General features: G+C 71.6%; 18 protein-coding genes and 2 riboswitches. Of the genes, 10 read left to right on the top strand and 8 right to left on the bottom strand.

What is annotated here, in order from left to right; all coding sequences use genetic code 11:
• The first annotated feature begins 26 nt into the window (after positions 1-26).
• From htpX to pspAB (ACTWPP_RS18310), 4 genes are all read left to right on the top strand, one after another.
• Positions 27-944 carry a zinc metalloprotease HtpX gene (gene htpX / locus ACTWPP_RS18325; protein WP_443105478.1) on the top strand — a complete coding sequence of 306 codons (918 nt, stop codon included), beginning with the start codon at positions 27-29 and terminating at the stop codon, positions 942-944.
• A gap of 3 nt (positions 945-947) precedes the next feature.
• A complete protein-coding gene (gene pspAB / locus ACTWPP_RS18320) occupies positions 948-1,553 on the top strand; it encodes a PspA-associated protein PspAB (RefSeq protein WP_443105477.1) in 606 nt (201 codons plus the stop codon).
• A gap of 85 nt (positions 1,554-1,638) precedes the next feature.
• A complete protein-coding gene (locus ACTWPP_RS18315; protein ID WP_443105476.1) occupies positions 1,639-2,553 on the top strand; it encodes a M48 family metalloprotease in 915 nt (304 codons plus the stop codon).
• A 1-nt stretch (position 2,554) separates the two neighbouring features.
• Complete coding sequence (gene pspAB, locus ACTWPP_RS18310) at positions 2,555-3,154, top strand: PspA-associated protein PspAB (protein WP_443105475.1); 600 nt, start codon at positions 2,555-2,557, stop codon at positions 3,152-3,154.
• A 20-nt stretch (positions 3,155-3,174) separates the two neighbouring features.
• Here the strand turns inward: pspAB (ACTWPP_RS18310) and nadA are convergent, their stop codons facing one another.
• Positions 3,175-4,329: a quinolinate synthase NadA gene (gene nadA / locus ACTWPP_RS18305; RefSeq protein WP_443105474.1), complete on the bottom strand. Its 1,155-nt coding sequence runs from the start codon at positions 4,327-4,329 to the stop codon at positions 3,175-3,177.
• Between the two features lie 239 nt (positions 4,330-4,568).
• Here nadA and ACTWPP_RS18300 point away from each other — a divergent pair, with 239 nt between their 5' ends.
• Both ACTWPP_RS18300 and ACTWPP_RS18295 read left to right on the top strand, forming a co-directional pair.
• Entirely contained in the window at positions 4,569-4,931 is a 363-nt protein-coding gene (locus ACTWPP_RS18300) for a HesB/IscA family protein (RefSeq protein ID WP_443105473.1), read from the top strand.
• Between the two features lie 161 nt (positions 4,932-5,092).
• Positions 5,093-6,079 carry a carbohydrate kinase family protein gene (locus ACTWPP_RS18295; protein WP_443105472.1) on the top strand — a complete coding sequence of 329 codons (987 nt, stop codon included), beginning with the start codon at positions 5,093-5,095 and terminating at the stop codon, positions 6,077-6,079.
• Between the two features lie 108 nt (positions 6,080-6,187).
• On the opposite strand, the gene ACTWPP_RS18290 is transcribed toward ACTWPP_RS18295, so the two are convergent.
• Positions 6,188-6,508: a sulfurtransferase TusA family protein gene (locus ACTWPP_RS18290; RefSeq protein WP_443105471.1), complete on the bottom strand. Its 321-nt coding sequence runs from the start codon at positions 6,506-6,508 to the stop codon at positions 6,188-6,190.
• Complete coding sequence (locus tag ACTWPP_RS18285; protein WP_443105470.1) at positions 6,505-7,683, bottom strand: cysteine desulfurase family protein; 1,179 nt, start codon at positions 7,681-7,683, stop codon at positions 6,505-6,507. Before ACTWPP_RS18285 ends, ACTWPP_RS18290 begins: the two co-directional genes overlap by 4 nt.
• A gap of 125 nt (positions 7,684-7,808) precedes the next feature.
• On the opposite strand from ACTWPP_RS18285, the gene ctaC reads away from it, so the two are divergent.
• The 4 genes from ctaC to ACTWPP_RS18265 all read left to right on the top strand — a co-directional run bounded on the left by ctaC (position 7,809) and on the right by ACTWPP_RS18265 (position 12,135).
• Positions 7,809-8,636 carry an aa3-type cytochrome oxidase subunit II gene (gene ctaC, locus ACTWPP_RS18280; protein ID WP_443105469.1) on the top strand — a complete coding sequence of 276 codons (828 nt, stop codon included), beginning with the start codon at positions 7,809-7,811 and terminating at the stop codon, positions 8,634-8,636.
• Complete coding sequence (ctaD, locus tag ACTWPP_RS18275; protein WP_443105468.1) at positions 8,633-10,300, top strand: aa3-type cytochrome oxidase subunit I; 1,668 nt, start codon at positions 8,633-8,635, stop codon at positions 10,298-10,300. The genes ctaC and ctaD overlap by 4 nt, the downstream gene beginning before the upstream one ends.
• Before the next feature lie 3 nt (positions 10,301-10,303).
• Positions 10,304-10,714, top strand: coding sequence for a cytochrome c oxidase subunit 4 (locus ACTWPP_RS18270; protein ID WP_443105467.1), 411 nt, complete (start codon positions 10,304-10,306; stop codon positions 10,712-10,714).
• Positions 10,715-10,854: 140 nt separating this feature from the next.
• On the top strand, positions 10,855-12,135 hold the full coding sequence (locus ACTWPP_RS18265; RefSeq protein ID WP_443105466.1) for an Ig-like domain-containing protein: 1,281 nt from the start codon (positions 10,855-10,857) through the stop codon (positions 12,133-12,135).
• 13 nt (positions 12,136-12,148) lie between these two features.
• On the opposite strand, the gene ACTWPP_RS18260 is transcribed toward ACTWPP_RS18265, so the two are convergent.
• From ACTWPP_RS18260 to ACTWPP_RS18240, 5 genes are all read right to left on the bottom strand, one after another.
• Positions 12,149-13,636 (bottom strand): M48 family metallopeptidase, encoded by a 1,488-nt coding sequence (locus tag ACTWPP_RS18260; protein WP_443105465.1) that lies wholly within the window; start codon positions 13,634-13,636, stop codon positions 12,149-12,151.
• Complete coding sequence (locus ACTWPP_RS18255) at positions 13,633-14,925, bottom strand: hypothetical protein (RefSeq protein WP_443105464.1); 1,293 nt, start codon at positions 14,923-14,925, stop codon at positions 13,633-13,635. Before ACTWPP_RS18255 ends, ACTWPP_RS18260 begins: the two co-directional genes overlap by 4 nt.
• A gap of 39 nt (positions 14,926-14,964) precedes the next feature.
• Positions 14,965-15,813, bottom strand: coding sequence for a CHAP domain-containing protein (locus tag ACTWPP_RS18250; protein WP_443105463.1), 849 nt, complete (start codon positions 15,811-15,813; stop codon positions 14,965-14,967).
• Positions 15,814-15,821: 8 nt separating this feature from the next.
• Positions 15,822-15,967, bottom strand: a riboswitch (cyclic di-AMP (ydaO/yuaA leader).
• Between the two features lie 146 nt (positions 15,968-16,113).
• A riboswitch (cyclic di-AMP (ydaO/yuaA leader) is annotated at positions 16,114-16,313 on the bottom strand.
• Positions 16,314-16,812: 499 nt separating this feature from the next.
• The gene (locus ACTWPP_RS18245; RefSeq protein ID WP_443105462.1) at positions 16,813-17,721 is read right to left on the bottom strand and encodes an NlpC/P60 family protein; all 909 of its coding nucleotides are present in this window, start codon (positions 17,719-17,721) and stop codon (positions 16,813-16,815) included.
• Positions 17,722-18,066: 345 nt separating this feature from the next.
• Entirely contained in the window at positions 18,067-19,344 is a 1,278-nt protein-coding gene (locus ACTWPP_RS18240) for an NYN domain-containing protein (protein WP_443105461.1), read from the bottom strand.
• Positions 19,345-19,531: the final 187 nt, after the last annotated feature.

The raw sequence follows: 19,531 nt of genomic DNA, 5'->3' as shown, positions 1-19,531 counted from the left end.
ATCGGGGAACCACAGGGGGTGGCCGCATGGCCAGTACGCGTTATGCCTCTGACCGGGGGCTGACATCGCGGATGCTCGTGACGATGTTCCTGCTGGGGCTGGTCTACGTCGTCTTCGTGGGGGCTTTTTTCGTCTTTGTGCCTGAATGGGCCTTCGTTGCGCTGGCCGTAGCGGGCCTGTTCCTGATCGCCCAGTACTTCTTCTCCGACAAGATGACGCTGTTCGCCATGCACGGCAAGGTCGTCTCCCCCGAGGAGGCGCCCGAACTGCACGGCGTGGTCGACCGGATCTGCGCGATGTCGGACGCCCCCAAGCCGCGGGTCGCGATCGCCGACACCGACGTGCCGAACGCGTTCGCCACCGGCCGCAACCAGAAGAAGGCCGTCGTCTGCGTCACCACCGGGCTGCTCCGCCGGCTCGACCCCGTCGAACTGGAGGGCGTGCTCGCGCACGAGATGGCGCACGTCGCCCACAAGGACGTCGCGGTCATGACGATCGCCTCGTTCCTCGGCATCTGCGCGGGCCTGATCACCCGGTTCGGCCTGTACGCCGGCCTGTGGGGCGGCTTCGGGCGCCGCAGCAACGACCAGAACACCGGGCTGATCCTGCTGGCCGTGGTCGGCGCCAGCGCCCTGGCCTACGCGGTCAGCTTCATGCTCACCCGGGCGCTGTCGCGTTACCGGGAGCTGTCGGCCGACCGGGCCGCCGCGCTGCTGACCGGCCGTCCCTCGGCGCTGGCCAGCGCCCTGACCAAGGTCAACGGGGAGATCGCGCGGATCCCGACGAAGGACCTGCGGTCCGCGCAGGCGTTCAACGCGTTCTTCTTCACCCCGGCGCTCGGCAAGGGCTTCAGCGTCTCGTCGCTGTTCTCCACGCACCCGACGCTGGACAAGCGGCTCGCCCAGCTCTCGAAGATCTCCGACCAGCTCAGCAGGGGAGTCTGATCCGTGGGTTTCCTGGACACGCTGCTCGGCCGGTCCAAGCCGGTCAAGCCCGACCTCGACCGGCTCTTCGGGCTGTCGACGGCCGCCGTCACGCTGGAGGCGGCGACGGGGTTCACCCCGACCGGGTTCGGCTCGGTGTGCTTCCGCGCCGCTGAGGGCGGCGCGTTCGCGCGGCTGCAGCGCGACGTCCAGGAGCTGCTGGACGCCGACGAGGGCCCCGAGGTCGAGATCAGCACCGACACCTACGGCTACACGTGGCTGCTCGCCGAGCACCGGCCGGATGAACTGCCCGACCTCGTCACCGACCTCCACGCGGTGAACGCGACGCTGGAGTCCGGCGGGTTCGGCCCGCATCTGCTCTGCTCGCTGGCCGGTTTCCGCGGGCCCGACGGGCAGCGCCTCGCGCTGGTGTACCTCTACAAGCGCGGGACGTTCTATCCGTTCGCCCCCCTCGCCGCCGCTGCGTCTCACCCCCATGGCCACGCCCCACAGCCCCCCAAGCGCGACAACGCGCTGGAGCTCCAGGTGCGCGGCGCGATCGGCGCCGACCTGCCGTTCGAGGACGACCTCGGCCGCTGGTTCCCCCTCTGGGGCGCGCCCGGCCTGTGAACCACGGCGAGTTGTGACCGGCTCGTGTCCTGGATTTGTGTCATGAGACGCTGATCGCCACCCGTGGCCGATCTAGCGTCGGGCCATGGCGCCCTCCCGTGACGCACCCGACTCCGGGCTGACCTGGCGGATGCTCGCCACGACGGTCCTGGTCGCGCTCGTGTACACGGCCGCCGTGCTGCCCGCGTTCCTGGCCGGTCCGGTCTGGGGCGCGGTCGCGGCGGCCGTCGCGGTGGCCGTCGCGGCCGGTTCGGCGCGGGCGGCGGACCGGCTGGCCCTGTACGCGATGGACGCCCGCCCGGTCGCCTCCGACGAGGAGCCGGAGCTGCACGCCGTCCTGGACCGGCTGTGCATGTCGTCCGGGCTGCCCAAGCCCCGCCTCGCCGTCTCCGCCCTGGACGTGCCCAACGCGTTCGCCGCCGGTTCGGGCCCCGGCTCGGCGGTGGTGTGCGTCACCGACGGGCTGCGCGCCCGCCTCGAACCGGCCGAACTCGCCGCCGTCCTCGCCCACGAGACCGCTCACGTCGCCAACCGGGACGTGCTCGTCGGGGCGATCGCCGCGTTCCCCGGCCTGTGCGCCGGCCTGTTCCTCGGCTGGTGGACGGGCCTCATCACCGGCCGGGACAGGCACGGGGCCGGACGCGCGGCGGCCGTGACCGGCGGGATCGTCCTGCTGCCGCTCGGGGTGGCGGCGGCGGTGCTGCACGGCGTCGGCACGCTGGTCGGGCTCGCACTGTCGCGGCACAGGGAGCTGTGCGCCGACTCCACGGGCGCGCTGATGACCGGGCGTCCCACCGACCTCGCGTCCGCGCTCGGCAAGATCAGTGACGGGCTGCGGGACGCCTCCCCGCACGATCTGCGTGCGCTGCGGCCGGTGAGCGCCCTGTGCGTGGTCGGCGCAAGCGGCGGTGTGGACGGCCTGCTGTCCAGCCATCCGACTCTGGAGCGGCGCAGGGAACGGTTGTCGGCCATCTCCTGGCGGCTGACGGGCGGCGCCTGACATGGGGATCCTTGACGGGCTGCTCGGCCGTCCCGCGCCCGGCATGCCCGACTTGGACCGGCTGTTCGACCTGCCCGCCGCCGTGCCCGCGCTCACGGCCGCGACGGGCTTCGCCCCGGACGGCACCGGCGCCGTCTGCCATCGTCTCGTGGAGGGCGGGCCGTTCGGCGCGTTCGGCCGTGCGCAGCGGGACGTCGTCCGGCTGCTGCGCGGTGACGGGACCCGCGAGACGGGGCTGAGCGCCGGCCCGCACGGCTGGGGGTGGGCGCACGTCACCCGCCCGCCGGACGCGTTCGACCGGCTGATCGCCGACCTGCACATGGTGAACTCCACGCTGACCGGCGCCGGATACGGGCCCTACCTGCTGTGCTCGGTGGCCGGCTTCCGCAGGGGGGACGAGCCGCAGCGGCTCCTCCTGGTCCATTCGCCCGGCCGCGGGACGTTCTACCCGTTCGCCCCCCGCCCGCCGGGCGAGCCGGGGGCGCGCCGCCGCCGCAACAACACGGTGGAGACGCGCGTCCGCGACGCGCTCGCCGGCGAGCTGACCATGGAGCCGGACACCGGCCGGTGGTTCCCCGTCTGGGACGCGCCCGGCCTGTGACCCGAGGTCACGGCCGGCCCTCAGGGGAGGGCGAGCATCTGGTCGAGGGCGACGCGGGCGTAGTGCGCGGTCTCCTCCTCCACCTCGATGACGTTCTCGACGTCGCCGCGGGCCAGCGACTCCAGTGACAGCACGAGGTGCGGCAGGTCGATGCGGTTCATCGTCGAGCAGTAGCAGACGGTCTTGTCGAGGAACATGACGTTCTTGTCCGGGTGGGCGTTCGCCAGCCGCCGGACGAGGTTCAGCTCGGTGCCGATGGCCCAGGACGAGCCGGGCTCGGCCGCCTCGATCGTCCTGATGATGTACTCGGTCGAGCCGATCTGGTCCGCGGCCGTGACGACCTCGTGCCGGCACTCGGGGTGCACCAGGACGTTCACGCCGGGGACGCGCGCCCTGACATCGTCCACCGCCTCCGTGGTGAACCGGCCGTGCACCGAGCAGTGGCCGCGCCAGAGGATCATCTTCGCGTCGCGGAGCCGCTGCGGGGTCAGGCCGCCCTCGCGGCGGTGCGGGCTGTAGACGACGCAGTCGTCCAGCGAGAAGCCCATGTCCAGGACGGCGGTGTTGCGGCCGAGGTGCTGGTCCGGCAGGAACAGGACCTTCTTTCCTCTGCCGTAAGCCCAGTCCAGGGCGCGCTTGGCGTTGGACGAGGTGCACACCACGCCGCCGTGCCGTCCGACGAACGCCTTGATGTCCGCCGAGGAGTTCATGTAGGTGACCGGGATCACGTCGTCGGCGACGCCGGCGTCCTCCAGGACGTCCCAGCACTCCTCGACCTGGTCGAAGGTGGCCATGTCGGCCATCGAGCAGCCCGCGCCGAGGTCGGGCAGGATGACCCGCTGGTGGCCGGCGGTGAGGATGTCGGCCGACTCCGCCATGAAGTGGACGCCGCAGAACACGATGTAGGAAGCCTCGGGGCGGGCCGCCGCCTTCTGGGCCAGCTTGAACGAGTCGCCGGTGACGTCCGCGAACTGGATCACCTCGTCGCGCTGGTAGTGGTGGCCGAGCACGAACACCTTCTCGCCGAGGGCGGCCTTGGCGGCGCGGGCGCGCTCGACCAGCGCCGGGTCGGAGGCCGGCGGCAGCTCGCCGGGGCAGTCCACGCCGCGTTCGCTGGCGCGGTCGGCGCCGCTGCCGAGCAGGAGGAGCGGTAGGTCGCTTACCGGGGTGGTCACGGCGGTCTCCCTTCGCGACGGAGGACTTATCGTCGCTTTGACGACTAATGATGGCACATCCCGGGCCCGGCCGTGATGTGACGTAGACCGCACCGTCCCCTGGCGTTAAACATGGCCGAGGAGCGGAATGGCCATGTGGCGAGGTACGTTGTCCTACGGGAAGGGGCGTACGACGTCCTCGAGGCCAAGCGACAGTCCGCCGCCCCCGCGCGGCGCAGCGAGACCCGGGAGCTGAACACATGACGGTTTCAGGCGAGACCACGCAGGAGACCACGCAGCAGGGCGTCGTTCTCACCGACGCCGCCGCCGAGAAGGCCAAGGGCCTGCTCGAGCAGGAGGGCCGCGACGACCTTGCGCTGCGTGTCGCCGTGCAGCCGGGCGGCTGCTCCGGCCTGATCTACCAGCTCTTCTTCGACGAGCGGGAGCAGGACGGCGACCAGATCCAGGACTTCGGCGGCCTGGCCGTGCGCGTCGACCGGATGAGCGCGCCCTACCTCACCGGCGCCGTCATCGACTTCGTCGACTCGATCGAGAAGCAGGGCTTCACGATCGACAACCCGAACGCGTCGGGCTCCTGCGCCTGCGGCGACTCCTTCAACTGAGCCGGCGTCCGCGAGGGGCGGCCGGAAAACCTTGCCCGGCCGTCTCTTTTGGGTTGCCCGCCGCCCTCCGGTCGTGATCTACCGTGCGAGGGGGAAGTACTCTTGCCGGGTTCGAAACAGCCGGTGAACAGCCGGACGACCACGACGAGGAGAGCGACTCCGTGCGCATCGCCGTGACAGGCTCCATCGCGACCGACCATCTGATGACCTTCCCCGGAAGATTCACCGACCAGCTCCTGCCCGACCAGCTCGCCCGGGTGTCGCTGTCCTTCCTGGTGGATGAGCTGGAGATACGCCGCGGCGGGATCGCCGCCAACATCTGCTTCGGCATGGGCAGCCTCGGCAAGGACTCGATCCTCGTCGGTTCCGTCGGCGACGACTTCGCCGACTACCGCTCCTGGCTCGAACGGCACGCGGTCGACACCGCGTCCGTGCACGTGTCCGAGATCCACCACACCGCCCGGTTCCTGTGCACCACCGACCAGGAACAGAACCAGATCGCCACGTTCTACGCGGGCGCGATGAGCGAGGCCCGCTCCATTGAGCTCAAGCCGGTCGCCGACCGCGTCGGCGGCCTCGAACTCGTGGTCATCAGCCCCAACGACCCCGACGCGATGCTCCGGCACACCGACGAGTGCCGCACCCGCGGCATCCCGTTCGCCGCCGACCCGTCCCAGCAGCTCGCCCGCATGGACGGCCCCGACGTCCGCCGCCTCATCGACGGCGCCGCGTACCTGTTCACCAACGAGTACGAGAAGGCACTCGCCGAGGAGAAGACCGGCTGGAGCGGCGGGGAGATCCTCTCCCGCGTCGGCGTCCGCGTCACCACGCTCGGCGCCAAGGGCGTCGTCATCGACCGGAAGGGCGAGGAGGGCGTGCACGTCCCCTGCCTCCAGGTCGACGACATCGTCGACCCGACCGGCGTCGGCGACGCCTTCCGCGCCGGCTTCCTGACGGCCACCGCCTGGGGGGTCCCGCTCGAACGCGCCGCGCAGGTCGGCAACGCCATCGCCGCGCACGCCCTCGAAGCCGCCGGTCCGCAGGAGTACACCCTGGCCCGGCAGGCGTTCCTCGACCGCTTCGCCGCGGCCTACGGCTCCGCCGCCGCCGACGACATCGCCCCCCACATCACCTGCCCCAACCCGTAGTCCCGCACGTCAACGGGCCGCGCTCCCCGGCGCGGCCCTCAGCGTGTCCAGACGTTACGGCGTTCCGGGCGTCCTAGCGTTCCGGGCGTTCCGGGCGTTCCGGGCGTTCTAGTACGTGCGCCGGATGTGGAAGCCCCAGCCGCCCTGCTGGAGGGTCTCCTCCCAGACGAAGTCCTGGGACTTCATGCGGCACCAGGCGGGGACGTCGGTGCGGGCGGCGGCGTCGTCGGCGAGGACGGCGACGATCTGCCCGACGGGGACCTCCCGGATCCGCTCGGCCAGCATGATGATCGGGATGGGGCATTTGCGGCCGAGCGCGTCGATGACGAGCACGGGCGGCGGGCCGGCCGGCCCCGTGGCGGACGGTTCGGCGGGCGGCGCCGCGTCGCCGGTGGAAGTCCCGCCCTTGGAGCGGCCTCGGAACCTCATGGGCGCGACCGCCTCCCTGTCTCGAACGTGTTCATCGCCGCCTCGCGGAGGCGGGCGACGGCGCCCGGAAGCTCGGCGAGGAACCGGTCGACGTCCGCCGAGCCGACGCCACGCGGCAGCGATACCCGCACGTTCCCATGGGTAATCACTCCCATCGCCTCCAGCACGTGACTGGGACGCAGCGTATCCGCCGTGCACGAGCTACCGGACGAAACCGCGAAACCCAGCCGGTCCAGTTCGGTCAGCAGCGCCTCGCCCTCCACGTACAGGCACGAGAACGTCACCAGGTGCGGCAGGCGCCGGACCGGGTCGCCCACCACCTCGACGTCGGGGACGGTCCGCGGGACCTCCGCGCGGATACGGTCCACGAGCGCGGACATGCGGGGCGCGTCGGCCGTCATGTCCGCACGGTACGCCTCCAGCGCGGCGGCCGCCGCCACGATGCCGGGGACGTTCTCGAACCCGGGGACGCGGCGCCGCTCCCGCTCGTCGTCCGGCAGCGGGGAGCGCCACCGGGTGCCCTTGCGGACGGCGAACACGCCGACGCCGGCGGGGCCGCCCCACTTGTGGGCGCTGCCGGCGAGGAACGACCAGCCGCCCGGGACGTCGTCCCGTCCGAGGGACTGCGCGGCGTCGACGAACAGCGGCACCCCGGCCGCGCGGCACGCCGCGGCGGCCTCGGCGACGGGCTGGACGGTGCCGACCTCGTGGTTGGCCGACTGCAGGCACGCGAGCGCGGTGTCCGGTCGCAGCGCGGCGGCGAACTCGCCGGGGTCGACGCGGCCCGTCCGGCCGACGCCGACGGTCGTCACCTCGCCGCCGTCGCGCTCATGGGCCTCCGCGGCGTGCAGCACGCTGGAGTGCTCCACGGCGCCGACCACCAGATGCCGGCCGACCCGGCGGCGCGCCCGGAGCCCGCCGAGGACCGCCAGATGCACGGCCTGGGTTCCCGATGACGTGAACGACACTTCGTCGGCGCGGGCGCCCACGACCGCGGCCACGCGCGCGCGTGCCCGGTCGAGCAGAACGCGGGTGCTTCGAGCCGTCCCGTACAGGCGGGCGGGGTCGGCCCAGCCGGCGTCCAGGGCTTCGAGCAGCGCCGACCGGGCGGCCGGGTGCGGCGGCTCGGTGGACGCGGCGTCGAAGTAGGCGACCTGCGCTCTGGGATCGGCCACGCGCAAACACTAACCGGGCACCCGATCGGGGGGTCGGGCGACCCTAGCGCTAGGGTGTCCACCACACGTGTACAACTGATCTCTCCGCCCGGCCGACCGGGCTTCATCCGTGGGGAAGGCATTCCGTGAGTCCGACCCGCTCTAGGGAGCGGCGTACGCCTGTGCGCAGTCGCCGCGCATTGAAAAGCGCCGGTGCGCTAGGGCTTCTGGCGCTGTCCACCACCGCGTGCAGCGGCAGCCGCCTTGGCATGCCAGAGCCGATCAGCATCCAGGGCGAACGCATGCTGCAGCTGTGGCAGGGCTCCTGGATCGCGGCGTTCGCGGTCGGGGCCGTCGTCTGGGGCCTGATCATCTGGGCGGTGCTGTTCCATCGCAAGCGCTCCGACGACCTGCCGCCGCAGGTCCGCTACAACATGCCGATCGAGATCCTTTACACAGCGGTCCCGTTCGTCATCATCGCGGTCCTGTTCTACTTCACCGCCCGCGACGAGAACTTCGTCGAGAAGACCACCGACAACCCCTCGGTGGTCGTCGACGTCACCGCGTTCCAGTGGAGCTGGCAGTTCGAATACAAGGAGGAGGACGCCGCGGGGAACGAGAAGACGGTCGCCTCCGTCATCGGCCAGCCCGTGGCGCCGAACGGCCCCGCCCCCGGCAAGCCGGTGATGACGATCCCCTCGGGCGAGACGGTTCAGGTGCGGCTGCACTCCAATGACGTCATCCACTCGTTCTGGGTCCCGGCGCTGATCTACAAGAAGGACGTCATGCCGGGCTACACCAACAGGTTCGAGTTCACGGCGACCAAGCTCGGCACCTACGAGGGCCGCTGCGCCGAACTCTGCGGTGTCGACCACAGCCGGATGCTGTTCCAGCTGAAGGTCGTGACGCCCGAGCAGTACGACAAGTTCATCGCCGATTCGAAGGCCGCACAGGCCGCGGGGGGTGCCCAGTGACCGCGACGAGTCACGCACCGAGCGCGCCGATCGCCGCGCCGCGGACGAGCAAGGGGCGCATCCTCGCCTCCTGGTTGTCGTCCACCGACCACAAGGTGATCGGCTACCTGTACCTGATCACGTCGTTCTTCATGTTCCTGTTCGGCGGCCTGCTCGCCCTGGTGATGCGCGCCGAGCTGTTCGAGCCGGGCCTGCAGGTCGTCAGCAACGAGCAGTTCAACCAGTTGTTCACGATGCACGGCACGATCATGCTGCTGATGTTCGCGACGCCGCTGTTCGCCGGCTTCACGAACGTCATCATGCCGCTGCAGATCGGCGCGCCCGACGTGGCGTTCCCGCGGATGAACATGCTGGCGTACTGGCTGTTCCTGTTCGGCAGCCTCATCGTCATCGCGGGCTTCCTGACCCCGAACGGCGCGGCCAGCTTCGGCTGGTTCGCCTACGCCCCGCTGTCGGACGAGGTGCGCTCCCCGGGCGTCGGCGGCGACCTGTGGGTGATGGGCCTGGCGATGTCGGGCTTCGGCACCATCATGGGCGCGGTCAACTTCATCACCACGATCCTGTGCATGCGCGCGCCGGGCATGACGATGTTCCGGATGCCGATCTTCACCTGGAACGCCCTGCTGACCTCCATCCTGGTGCTGCTGGCGTTCCCGGTCCTGGCGGCGGCGCTGCTGGCGCTCGAGGCCGACCGCAAGCTGGGCGCGCACATCTTCGACGCCTCCCACGGCGGCGCGCTGCTCTGGCAGCATCTCTTCTGGTTCTTCGGGCACCCGGAGGTCTACATCATCGCGTTGCCCTTCTTCGGCATCGTGACGGAGATCCTCCCGGTGTTCAGCCGCAAACCGGTCTTCGGCTACATCGGCCTGGTCTTCGCGACCATCAGCATCACGGGCCTGTCCATCACCGTGTGGGCGCACCACATGTTCGTGACCGGCCAGGTGCTGCTGCCGTTCTTCTCCTTCATGTCGTTCCTCATCGCCGTGCCCACGGGGGTGAAGTTCTTCAACTGGGTGGGGACGATCTGGCGAGGACAACTGACGTTCGAGTCGCCGATGCTGTGGTCGCTGGGCTTCCTGGTGACGTTCCTGTTCGGCGGGCTCACCGGCGTCATCCTCGCGTCGCCGCCGATGGACTTCCAGCTGTCGGACTCCTACTTCGTGGTGGCGCACTTCCACTACGTCGTCTTCGGCACCGTGGTGTTCGCGATGTTCGCGGGCTTCTACTTCTGGTGGCCGAAGTGGACCGGGAAGATGCTGAACGACCGGCTCGGCCACGTCCACTTCTGGATGCTGTTCATCGGCTTCCACGGCACGTTCCTCGTCCAGCACTGGCTGGGCGCCGCGGGCATGCCGCGCCGGTACGCCGACTACGCCGCCGAGTTCCACGGGCTGAACGAGATCTCCACCATCTTCTCGTTCCTGCTCGGCGCCTCGATGCTGCCGTTCTTCTACAACGTCTACATCACGTGGAAGAGGGGCAAACGGGTCGAGGTGGACGACCCGTGGGGCTACGGCGGCTCGCTGGAGTGGGCGACGTCCTGCCCGCCCCCGCGGCACAACTTCAACTCCATTCCGAAGATCCGTTCCGAGCGGCCGGCGTTCGACCTGCACCACCCGCACGTGGGTGCCCAGCGCGAACTGGCCGGGGCGAAGGGAGAGTAGCCGATGCGCGTCCAGGCGTTCATGTTCTACGGGTCCGCGCTGTTCTTCCTCGTCACCGACGTCGTGTACTGGCTCTGGTCGAAGGACTGGACGGGCACCACGGCGCTGGGGCTGGCCGTCGGCCTCGCCGGGCTCATCGGGTTCTACATCCACTTCACGGTCCGGCGCCTCGAGCGCGCCAACGGCGGGCCGCTGTACGAGGACGACCCGCAGGGTGAGATCGCCGACGCGGCGGGCGAGCTGGGCTTCTTCAGCCCGCACAGCTGGTGGCCGCTGTACCTCGGGCTGTCGGCCGCGGCGGTGGCGCTCGGCATCGTGTTCGGCTGGTGGCTGGTCATCCTCGGGGTGGCCGCCGCGATCCTGTCGACGATCGGGCTGGTCTTCGAGTACTACAGGGGTCATTTCGCCCACTGATCGGTAAAAGAACCCCATCGGGGGCCGGTGTCCGCATTTTTGCGGGTACCGGCCCTTTCACATACTGGGCGCCGTTCCAGCGACCGGGCTGGGCAGGCGGATCGATCGCCCAGTGGGACGACCGGGGGGACCACATGCGGGTGAGTGGCTCAGGACCGGGAGACCGGGGACGGCGCGCCACCGCCGTGCTCGTCGGCGCGAGCATGGTGGCGGGGGCCGCGGCATGCTCGGGGAGCGAGGAGCGGGACGGCGCGGACGCGGTGCGGCTGACGGTGTCGCCCGTGGGCGGCGGGAACGCGCTTCGGCCCGACAGTCCGATCGCCGTCCAGGCACGCGGCGGCACCATCGAGAACGTGACGGTGTCCACCGGGAGCGGCGAGGTCGAGGGAGACCTGAACACCGACAGGACCCGGTGGCGCTCACGCTGGACACTGACGCCGGGGGCGACGTACACGGTCGACGCGACGGCGCTCGGCGACGACGGCAGGACCCGGACGGTCACGAGCCGCTTCACCACGGCCGAGGTCGAGAAGACCAACGACCTGACGATCGAGGCGCCGCGCGACGAGGAGACCGTCGGCGTCGGGATGCCCATCGTCATGCAGTTCGACCGCCCGGTGAAGGACAGGGCGGCCGTCGAGCGGGCGCTGGAGGTGCGGGCCGACAAGGCCGTCCAGGGCGCCTGGCACTGGTTCGGCGACCAGGAGGTCGTGTTCCGGACGAAGGAGTACTGGCCCACCCACACCGAGGTGTCGTTCACGGCCCACCTCAGCGGTGTGCGCACCGGCGGCGACGTGTACGGCGGGAAGAACTACAACCTCGGCTTCAAGGTCGGTGACTCCCACGTCTCCACGGTGGGCGAGGACACCCACGAGATGGTCGTGAAGGTCAACGGCAAGAAGGTCCGCACCATCCCGACCAGCATGGGCAAGGGAGGGGTCCGCAAGTACACCACCACCAACGGCGTCCACCTGACGATGTCGAAGGAGGACCCCACCATCATGACGTCCGAGTGGATGGGGGTCAGCCCCGGAAGCCCCGGCGGATACAGCCTGACCGTGTACAAGTCGGTGCGGATCTCCGACAGCGGCGAGTACGTCCACAGCGCGCCCTGGTCGGTCGGCAGCCAGGGCAGCGAGAACGTCAGCCACGGCTGCATCAACATCAGCCCGTCCAACGCGAAGTGGTTCTTCAACCTCACCCAGCGCGGCGACCCGGTGGAGGTGACCGGGTCGGACCGGGAACTCGAACCGGACAACGGCTGGGGCTACTGGCAGCTCGGCTGGAAGGACTGGGTGAAGGGCAGCGCCCTGAAGCGGCCGGTCACGACGGCGCCGCGCGACGACGCCGCGACGGTGTCCGCCGAGGAGGGCGACCAGTCCGGGACCGGGCGGGACGGGCGGCAGGCGGAAGGCGACTGACGGCCTTCGCCGCTCAGTCCGCCCCTGGCTCCAGCGGCGGCGGCTCCTGGACGTGGTTGATGCGCGCCCACTCGCGGGCCACGGCGATCCTGTCGGGGCCCGGCGGGTGGGACAGCCACAACAGGTATTCGAGGGCGTCCGGGGTCAGGTCGGAGATGTTGCGCACCGACAGCTCGTGCTGCATCGACACGAACGTGGCCGGGTCGCGGGTGAGGTTCAGCGCGTGCACGTCCGCGCGGGCCTCGATCTGCCGGCTGACGAGGTTCTGGACGGGGGCGCCGATCTGCGTCCCGGCCGTGATGAGCGCGAGGACGAGCGCGATGGACCGCGGATCCGCGGCCCCGGCCCCGGCGCCGCGGCCGCCCGGGCGGTGTCCGGGCGGCGCGGTGGAGGCGGCGGGAGCGGCGGCGACCCCCGCGCGGCGCAGGAGGCGCGGAGAGGTCATCAGGAGGTGCAGCACGCACATGGACCCGGCGACGCCGAGCGCGCCGACCAGCGTGCCCCAGAGGACGTCGTTGCGCTTGGCGTGGCCGAGTTCGTGCCCGACGATCGACTCGATCCGCGCGGGCGGCGACTTCAGCAGCGTGTCGTACAGGACGATGCGGCGCGTGGAGCCGAACCCGGACACGTAGGCGTTGAGCGCCGTCGTCCTGCGGGACGCGTCGGCGACGAGGACGTCCTCGACGGGCACGCCGTCCCGTTCGGCCATCGCCAGCAGGTCGCTGCGCAGGCGCCCCTGCTCCAGCGAGTGGAACTTGTTGAAGACGGGCTCGACGGCGATCGGGTAGATGAACGAGACCAGGACGACGAGGAGGAATCCGCCGGCGGCGGCGCCCGTCCACCAGTAGCGCGGGAAGCGGCGCACGACCGCGTACAGGAGCAGCAGGGCGACCGTGTAGATGACCCAGGTGACGCCGAGGGACTTGAGCTGGTCCACCAGCCACGCGGGCCAGCTCTGCGTCGACAGCCCGTACCGGCGCAGCACCGACTCGCTCCAGATGTCGAACGGGAGCCCGGCGACGCGCAGCAGCGTCGTCAGCGCGACGGCGCCGAGGACGACTCTCACAGACCAGTGCCGCAGGCGCTTCGGGGGGTGCTGGGGGTCGTCCTCCTTCGAACGGGGAGGCCGGCGGCGGAGGGGGGCGGTGACCCAGCCGATGAACCGTGCGCCCAGCGGTGTGAGACCCAGCGCGAGGATCAGCCCCAGGCCGACGAGGAGGCCGGCGTAGGCGGGCGGGTTGATGGCCGAGTCGAACGCCCGGGAGCGGGCGATCTCGGCGGGGGAGAAGTCCAGCGCCGGATCGGCCTCCACATGGCCGCCCGGAACCCGATCGGGGAGCGGGCTCCACGGCGTGCTCAGGGCGAGGACGGTGCCGAGCGCGGCGAACAGCGCGGCGGCGGCGACGGCGGCGGCGATCCGGGGCCGCCGCATGCGGGCGGCGTCACCGTCCTGGCGGGCGCCGGGCTCGCCGCGCCTCTCGTCCGCCTCGGCCTCGCTCATGTGAGTTCCCTCTTCAGGTAGTCGCGCCACAGGGCGGTGAAGCGGTCCCGGGTGAGTCCCAGCACGTCGCTCAGCGCTGCGGCCTCCGGGACGCGCCCGGCGGCCCGGTAGAGCCGCACGAGCGTCGCCTCACCGTACCGGTCGGCGACCATCCGGCAGGCGAGCCAGGCCTCCTGGTAGGACTGGGAGAGGCGCGCGGACCCGCCGGAGAACGCGGCCGCGGCGGGCAGCGCGGACGGGACGCGTCCCGCGGCCACCTCGCGGCGCAGCTCGCCGGCCGCGGACCGGACGCCGATCTCCGTCCGGAGGTAGCCGACGTAGTCCGCGAAGCCCTCGATCAGCCACAGCGGGGTCGCGCGGTCGCGGGCGCCGCCGGTGGCGACATGGGTCAGCTCGTGGGTCAGCACCACGTCGCGTCCGAGGTCGTTGAGGCGGCCGAAGGTGGCGGGGGAGACGACGACGCGGTCCTCGCCGCGGCCGTCGCCGGCGGACGGCGTGACGGTGGCGAGGGCGGCGATGTCGCCGAGGCTCTGCCCCGGACCGGCGAGGGCGGAGGCGAGGCCCGCGTCGGCGGGAACGAGCGCGACGACCCGCCGCGCCCATCCCTTGCCGACGACGCCGGTGACGACCGGGACGGCCGCGTCCAGGCGTTCCGCGATCTCTTCCAGGCGGAGGGCCCCGGTGGCCGCGGTGTCGCCGATGACGAGGCTCGCGCGGCCCTTGACCACCGTCAGGGGGCCGCCGTCCCAGATGGCGGCGTCGTCCGCGAATCCATGCGACGACCCGTCGCCGACGATCGTCCAGATGCCGGAGCGAGGGGCGAGCGTCAGGTAGCGGGTGCGGACGACGTCACCCCGGTCGAAGCCCCGCAACCTGGAGCGCACTTCCACGCGGACGACCGCGACACCCTTCTCGTCGTCCGTCGCCTGGGTGACGACTGCGCGTTCCTCCCAGCCGGCCAGCGGGAGCTCGCGGAGATTGCCGTACAAGCGGGACTGGGCGTCCTGGAACGCGGCGGGCGCGGAGGCCACCGTCGCGAGGAAGGCCGTCCGGTCTCCGTCCTGCACCGCCCGCGCGCGGTTGGCGAGGACGGTGACGGCGTCCGCGGGCCGGAACGTTCCGGCGGCTTTGGTCGCGCGGGCGGGCGGCGTCCCGTCGTCGCCGGACCGCGTGCCGAGGAGTCCCGCGCCGGTGCCCAGCAGCACGGCGGCCCCGCCCGCGCCCAGGGCGAGTGCCCTGCGGCGCGTGACGGGGCCGCCGTGTCCGGCCTGACCGGGACCGTCCTCCATGCGCGTGATCCTATGCAGCCGGGGGAGGGGGAAGGGACGTCAGGACTTGTACTCGGGGTAGCCGTAGCCGACGACGGAGCCGGTCGAGCGCTGCCTGACCCGGACGGCGTTGTCGGTGTTGCCCTCGACCGCCTCGATGGTGCCGTCGTCGATCTTCTTGGTCACCATGCCGACGTGGACGATGTCGTCGATGTCCTTGCCGCCGTTCCAGGCGTAGAAGACGATCGCGCCCGGCTTCGGCTCGGTGCCCCAGCGGCCCTGGTCCCGGAACCATTTGGCGTGGGCGATGGTCCAGGCGTCGCTGCCGATCTGCTCGGTGAACCCGAGCTGGTCGCCCACCCACGAGATGAACATGTCGCACCAGGCGGCGTCGTCGTACGCCTGGACGGAGCCGCCGTCGCGCGCGACGGTCTCGTCGGCACGGGAGTTCTCCACGTACCACTGGTTGAACTTGGTCGCGCCGCTGCCGTCCTCCGCGATGCCCACCTGCGACCTGGCGAGCTCGATGGCCTCGTCGGCGGTGGGCCGCGAGTCCTCGGACGGCTGCTTCGGGGCGTCGGACTCCGGCTCGTCCCTTTCGGGACGCTCGGCTTCCTTGCCGCCGTCCGCGGGCTCGTCCCGGTTCTCGTCCTTGGAATCGGACCTGTCCTTGGACGAGGACTTGGAGCCGGACTTGGACTTGCCCGCGTCGTCGCCGGCGGCCGGACCGGCCGCGGTGGCGTGGGTGGGAGCGGAGGCGAACGGCAGGACCGACGCCTGTGCGGTGGCCGCGGCGGTGCCGAGAACGGCGGCGCCGACGATCACGCCGCCGGTCGTCCGCCACGTGAGGGCGAGAGTGCCGGGTTTGCGGTGCTTGCCCGGTGACTTCTTGCGATGCGCGCCTGGCATGGGGGATCTCCTGACTTCCATGCCGCCTACCGGGTTAGCTGACGGGTTCGGGCGTGGAAGCCGCCCTACGGCCCGCTGGGCGGGCCGATTCACCCCGAAGGACACAGTGGGTCCCCGGCTCCGCGTTCTCCGCGCGTCTGGGCGCGGTGAACCACGGACTCGGCGGTGGCGGCCCGGGGGCGGGCACGCCGGTTCGGATGGGGGGCTCCGCCGGGCGAGGGCGCCCGCACGGAGTGAAGGGGGAAAGCGGGCGTGGCCGCACGAGGGCGGCCACGCCCAGGTAACGCTGCGGTTTTCACTCCTTCGTCTTCCAGACGCCTACCGGGTTAGCTGACGGGTTCGGGCGTGGAAGTGGCCCTACGGCGGGCTCTCACCGTTCGGCGGGGAGAGACGCACCGATTCACCCCGGGTGCCGGAATGCCCGTCCAGGGACGGTCCCTGGACTCCGGCGGATGTGGGTCCCCGGTTCCGCGCGTCGGCGGATTCGGCGCTGCCGCTGCGATCCTGGGGGCGTGATGGGGCCCGTGCGCGGGACCTGTCTCCCGCGTGCGAAAGAGCGGCGCCTGATGTTGTGCGTGCGGACGGCGGCCCGTTTGCGGGGACCGTCCTGGGCCTGACCCGTGGAATCCGCCGTGGCAGCGCTCTCAGCGCCATGCACGCTGCGGGCGTGCGCACGGTGGGGCCGGGGCCGGCCGGGTCTGCTGGAGACCGTTTGCGGCACCCGTCGGGTGCCGGAGGCGGCGCGTGGATCGTGCCGCCGGGGGGAGCGGCACGTGGCTCGCGCCGCCGTCACGCGGCAGCTGGATGTGCCGCGTGGGGCCGTGGCGCCTGGTGAGCGCCTCGGGACCACGGCGTCTGGAGGGCGCCGTGAGTGGTGACAACGTACCAAAGCCCCAACAGATGGCAAACCCCCCCAAAATCAACAACGGACCAGGTCAAGCCCGGTCCGTTGTCGAAAGAGCTCCGTCACGCCCGTCGCGGGCGCTCCGGGGCGGGGCGTCAGGGGCGCCCGGCGCCGTAGTAGTTGTTCAGATAGTAGCCGGAGGTGATGGTCACGACCTCCACGTTCTTCCCGGTGCGCGGGGCGTGGATCATCTTGCCGCCGCCCACGTACATGCCCATGTGCCCGAGGCCGCTGAAGAACACCAGGTCGCCGGGCTGCAGGTTGCTCTTGGACACCCGCTTGGTGGCGGCGTACTGGGAGTGGGTGGTGCGGGTGATGCTCACGCCCGCCGCCGCCCACGCCTTCATGGTCAGGCCGGAGCAGTCGTAGGAGTTCGGGCCTTCGGCGCCGTACTGGTACGGCTTGCCGAGCTGGGCGTAGGCGAAGTTGAGCGCGGTGCGGGCCGAGCCGCTGGCCGGGCCGTTGTAGGTGCCGCCGACGCTGCCCGAGCCGCCCGACGAGGTTCCGCCGCCGAGCCGCCGCAGCAGGGCCTTCTGCTTGGCGACCTCCTTGTCGAGCTTCTTCTTCTGCTCCCGCAGCTCCTTGGTCTTGGCCTGCACGTCCTCGTAGGAGGCCTTGGCCTGCGCCTCCTCGCGGCGGAGCCGCTGGGCGGTCGCCAGGAACTGGGTCAGCTGGGAGCTGCGCTCCTGCGACAGGTGCGAGAAGACGGCCGCCTGGTCCAGGATCGCCTGCGGGTCGTTGGTGCCGACGAAGCCGGTGACGTTGTTCGTGTCGCCGTTCTTGTAGGCGGCGGCCGCCATCTGGGCGATCTTGGAGCGCTGCTCCTCGAAGGCCGCCTGCTCCTCCTTGCTCGACTTGCTCGCGATCGTGTACTTCTTCTTGGCGATCTTGAGCTTCTCGTTGAGCTGGTTGAACTTCTCGACCTTCTGGCCCATTTCCTCGGCGAGCTTGTCGAGTTTCTTCTGGACCTGTGCTCTGGTCGGCTGAGGGTCGGCGTGCGCCACCACCGGAGGAGACGCGAGGGAGACCGTCAGCGTGAGGCACGCGACGGCCGCCAGGCGACGGGAGGCGCCTCTCTTGGCCGAACCTCCTCGCCGGTCGCGCTCATGCGCTGCTTCCCCGATGAGATCATTGGCCACGGTCGGTTTCGCCCCTCTCGTCCACGACGTCAGCGGATGACATTAGCGATACGCAACAACCGTCACAACCGGTTCATCACTCTTTAGTCGCCTTCAATCGAAATGATGCGCTATCCGTGTCGGTAAGATCACGGAGCGCGAGGCGTGCCTCATGGCGGCCTTGAGACCGCGGCCTGACGGCGGCCCGACCGCGGCCGCCGCGCAGCCGGGCTAGGAACGGCCGAGGCGGCGCAGCAGCAGCGTGGACGGGCAGGGCCGGGCGTTGGCGCGCCGCGCCGCGTCGGCCACCTCACGGTCGGACGAGACCACCACCACCGCGCGGCCCTGCGGCTCCGCCCGGACCAGCTCGCCGATCAGCTCGTCGGCGGTCTGACCGGGACGGCTGAACAGCACCCGGACGCCGCGCGGCGCCGCGATGGCCACCGGCGCGTCCAGCTCCGCGCCGTCGAACACGCACGTCACCTCCGCGCGGGTCTGCGCCGCCAGCCCGCCGAGCCCCGACAGCAGCCGGCTGCGCTGGTCCGCCAGCGGCAGCTCCCCGTACCCGGTCTTGGTGACGTTGTAGCCGTCCACGATGAGGTGCACCCGCGGCAGGGTCAGCAGCCGGTCGAGCAGCTGCGGGTCACTGTCGGACAGGGCCCGGCCGGGCAGCGCGCGGTGCGCCTGCCGGTCGGGCTCCAGGCCGCCGACCGCGTCCGCGGGACGGCCGATGGTGGAGGGCAGCGCCAGCTCCCGGCGGACGCCCTGCGCCGCGTCGAGGAGCGTGTCCAGCAGCATCCGCAGCCGGACGTCGTCGACGTTGCGTCCCTCCCGCGCGGCCCGCTTGGCGGCCTCCGCGGCGGCCTCGGCCTGCGCGGCGCGGGCGCGCAGCCTGCGCAGCTCCTTCTCGGACGCGGCCGTCGACTCGCGCGCGGCCGCCTGCTCGCGCTCCGCCTCCGCCGCGACCGCGCCGGCGCGCTCCTCCGCTGCCCGGAACCTGACGCGCGCCTCGTGCAGCTTGCGGCGCAGCTCCGCCACCTCGGCCTTGGTCTCGCGCAGCTCGGCGCGCAGCCGGTCCACCTCGGCGCCGCGGGCGCCGCGGGCGGCGGCCAGCTCCTCTTTGAGCGCGGCGACGCGGCGCTCGGCGGCCTCCTCCTCCGAGGCGGTCGCGGAGCGGTCCAGCTCCTCGCGGGCGGACTCGACGAGGTCGGTCCAGCCCTCCGGGCGCAGCAGGTAGGCCAGCACCGCGACCCGCACCGGATCGGCGGCCGGCGGCACGTCCCCGCCCTCGACCACCTCGACCAGGTCGGCCTGCGCCTCGCGCAGCGGTTCGGCGACGCGCCGCCGGAAACCGGCGTCCTTCTCCAGCACCGCCGCGATGTGCTGCCCGGCGAGCTTGGCGCGCTTGCGGCGCTCGAACCGCGCGAACCGGCGCAGCGGGGCGGGGACCTCGTCGTGGGGCAGCGCCCCGATCAGCTCGGCGGCGACCTCGACGACGCTCTGCCGCACGGCCTCGGGGAGCGGCCTGCTCAGACGCCCTTCCCGGCGGGTCCGGGGGTCGGTCTCCGCAGACTGACGCGGCCTCTCTGCGGATTCTTCACCACCGGGGGTCGCTTCGGGGCCGCTGTCGATGATCCCGCTCCTTCCGGGCTTCGCCGCCGGTGGGCTGTGTCTTCCCGAGCCGCCCGTGCCTTAA

It is taken from the genome of Actinomadura sp. 3N407 (genome assembly GCF_052245875.1).
Lineage (GTDB): Bacteria > Actinomycetota > Actinomycetes > Streptosporangiales > Streptosporangiaceae > Spirillospora.
This window is presented reverse-complemented; position numbering and strand designations above follow the sequence as displayed.

What these genes read in the sequence shown, in the direction of transcription:
- htpX (WP_443105478.1), top strand. Translation starts at nt 27, where the DNA reads ATGGCCAGTACGCGTTATGCCTCTGACCGGGGGCTGACATCGCGGATG.
- ACTWPP_RS18315 (WP_443105476.1), top strand. Translation starts at nt 1,639, where the DNA reads ATGGCGCCCTCCCGTGACGCACCCGACTCCGGGCTGACCTGGCGGATG.
- pspAB (WP_443105475.1), top strand. Translation starts at nt 2,555, where the DNA reads ATGGGGATCCTTGACGGGCTGCTCGGCCGTCCCGCGCCCGGCATGCCC.
- ACTWPP_RS18300 (WP_443105473.1), top strand. Translation starts at nt 4,569, where the DNA reads ATGACGGTTTCAGGCGAGACCACGCAGGAGACCACGCAGCAGGGCGTC.
- ACTWPP_RS18290 (WP_443105471.1), bottom strand. Translation starts at nt 6,508, where the DNA reads ATGAGGTTCCGAGGCCGCTCCAAGGGCGGGACTTCCACCGGCGACGCG.
- ACTWPP_RS18270 (WP_443105467.1), top strand. Translation starts at nt 10,304, where the DNA reads ATGCGCGTCCAGGCGTTCATGTTCTACGGGTCCGCGCTGTTCTTCCTC.
- ACTWPP_RS18260 (WP_443105465.1), bottom strand. Translation starts at nt 13,636, where the DNA reads ATGAGCGAGGCCGAGGCGGACGAGAGGCGCGGCGAGCCCGGCGCCCGC.
- ACTWPP_RS18255 (WP_443105464.1), bottom strand. Translation starts at nt 14,925, where the DNA reads ATGGAGGACGGTCCCGGTCAGGCCGGACACGGCGGCCCCGTCACGCGC.
- ACTWPP_RS18250 (WP_443105463.1), bottom strand. Translation starts at nt 15,813, where the DNA reads ATGCCAGGCGCGCATCGCAAGAAGTCACCGGGCAAGCACCGCAAACCC.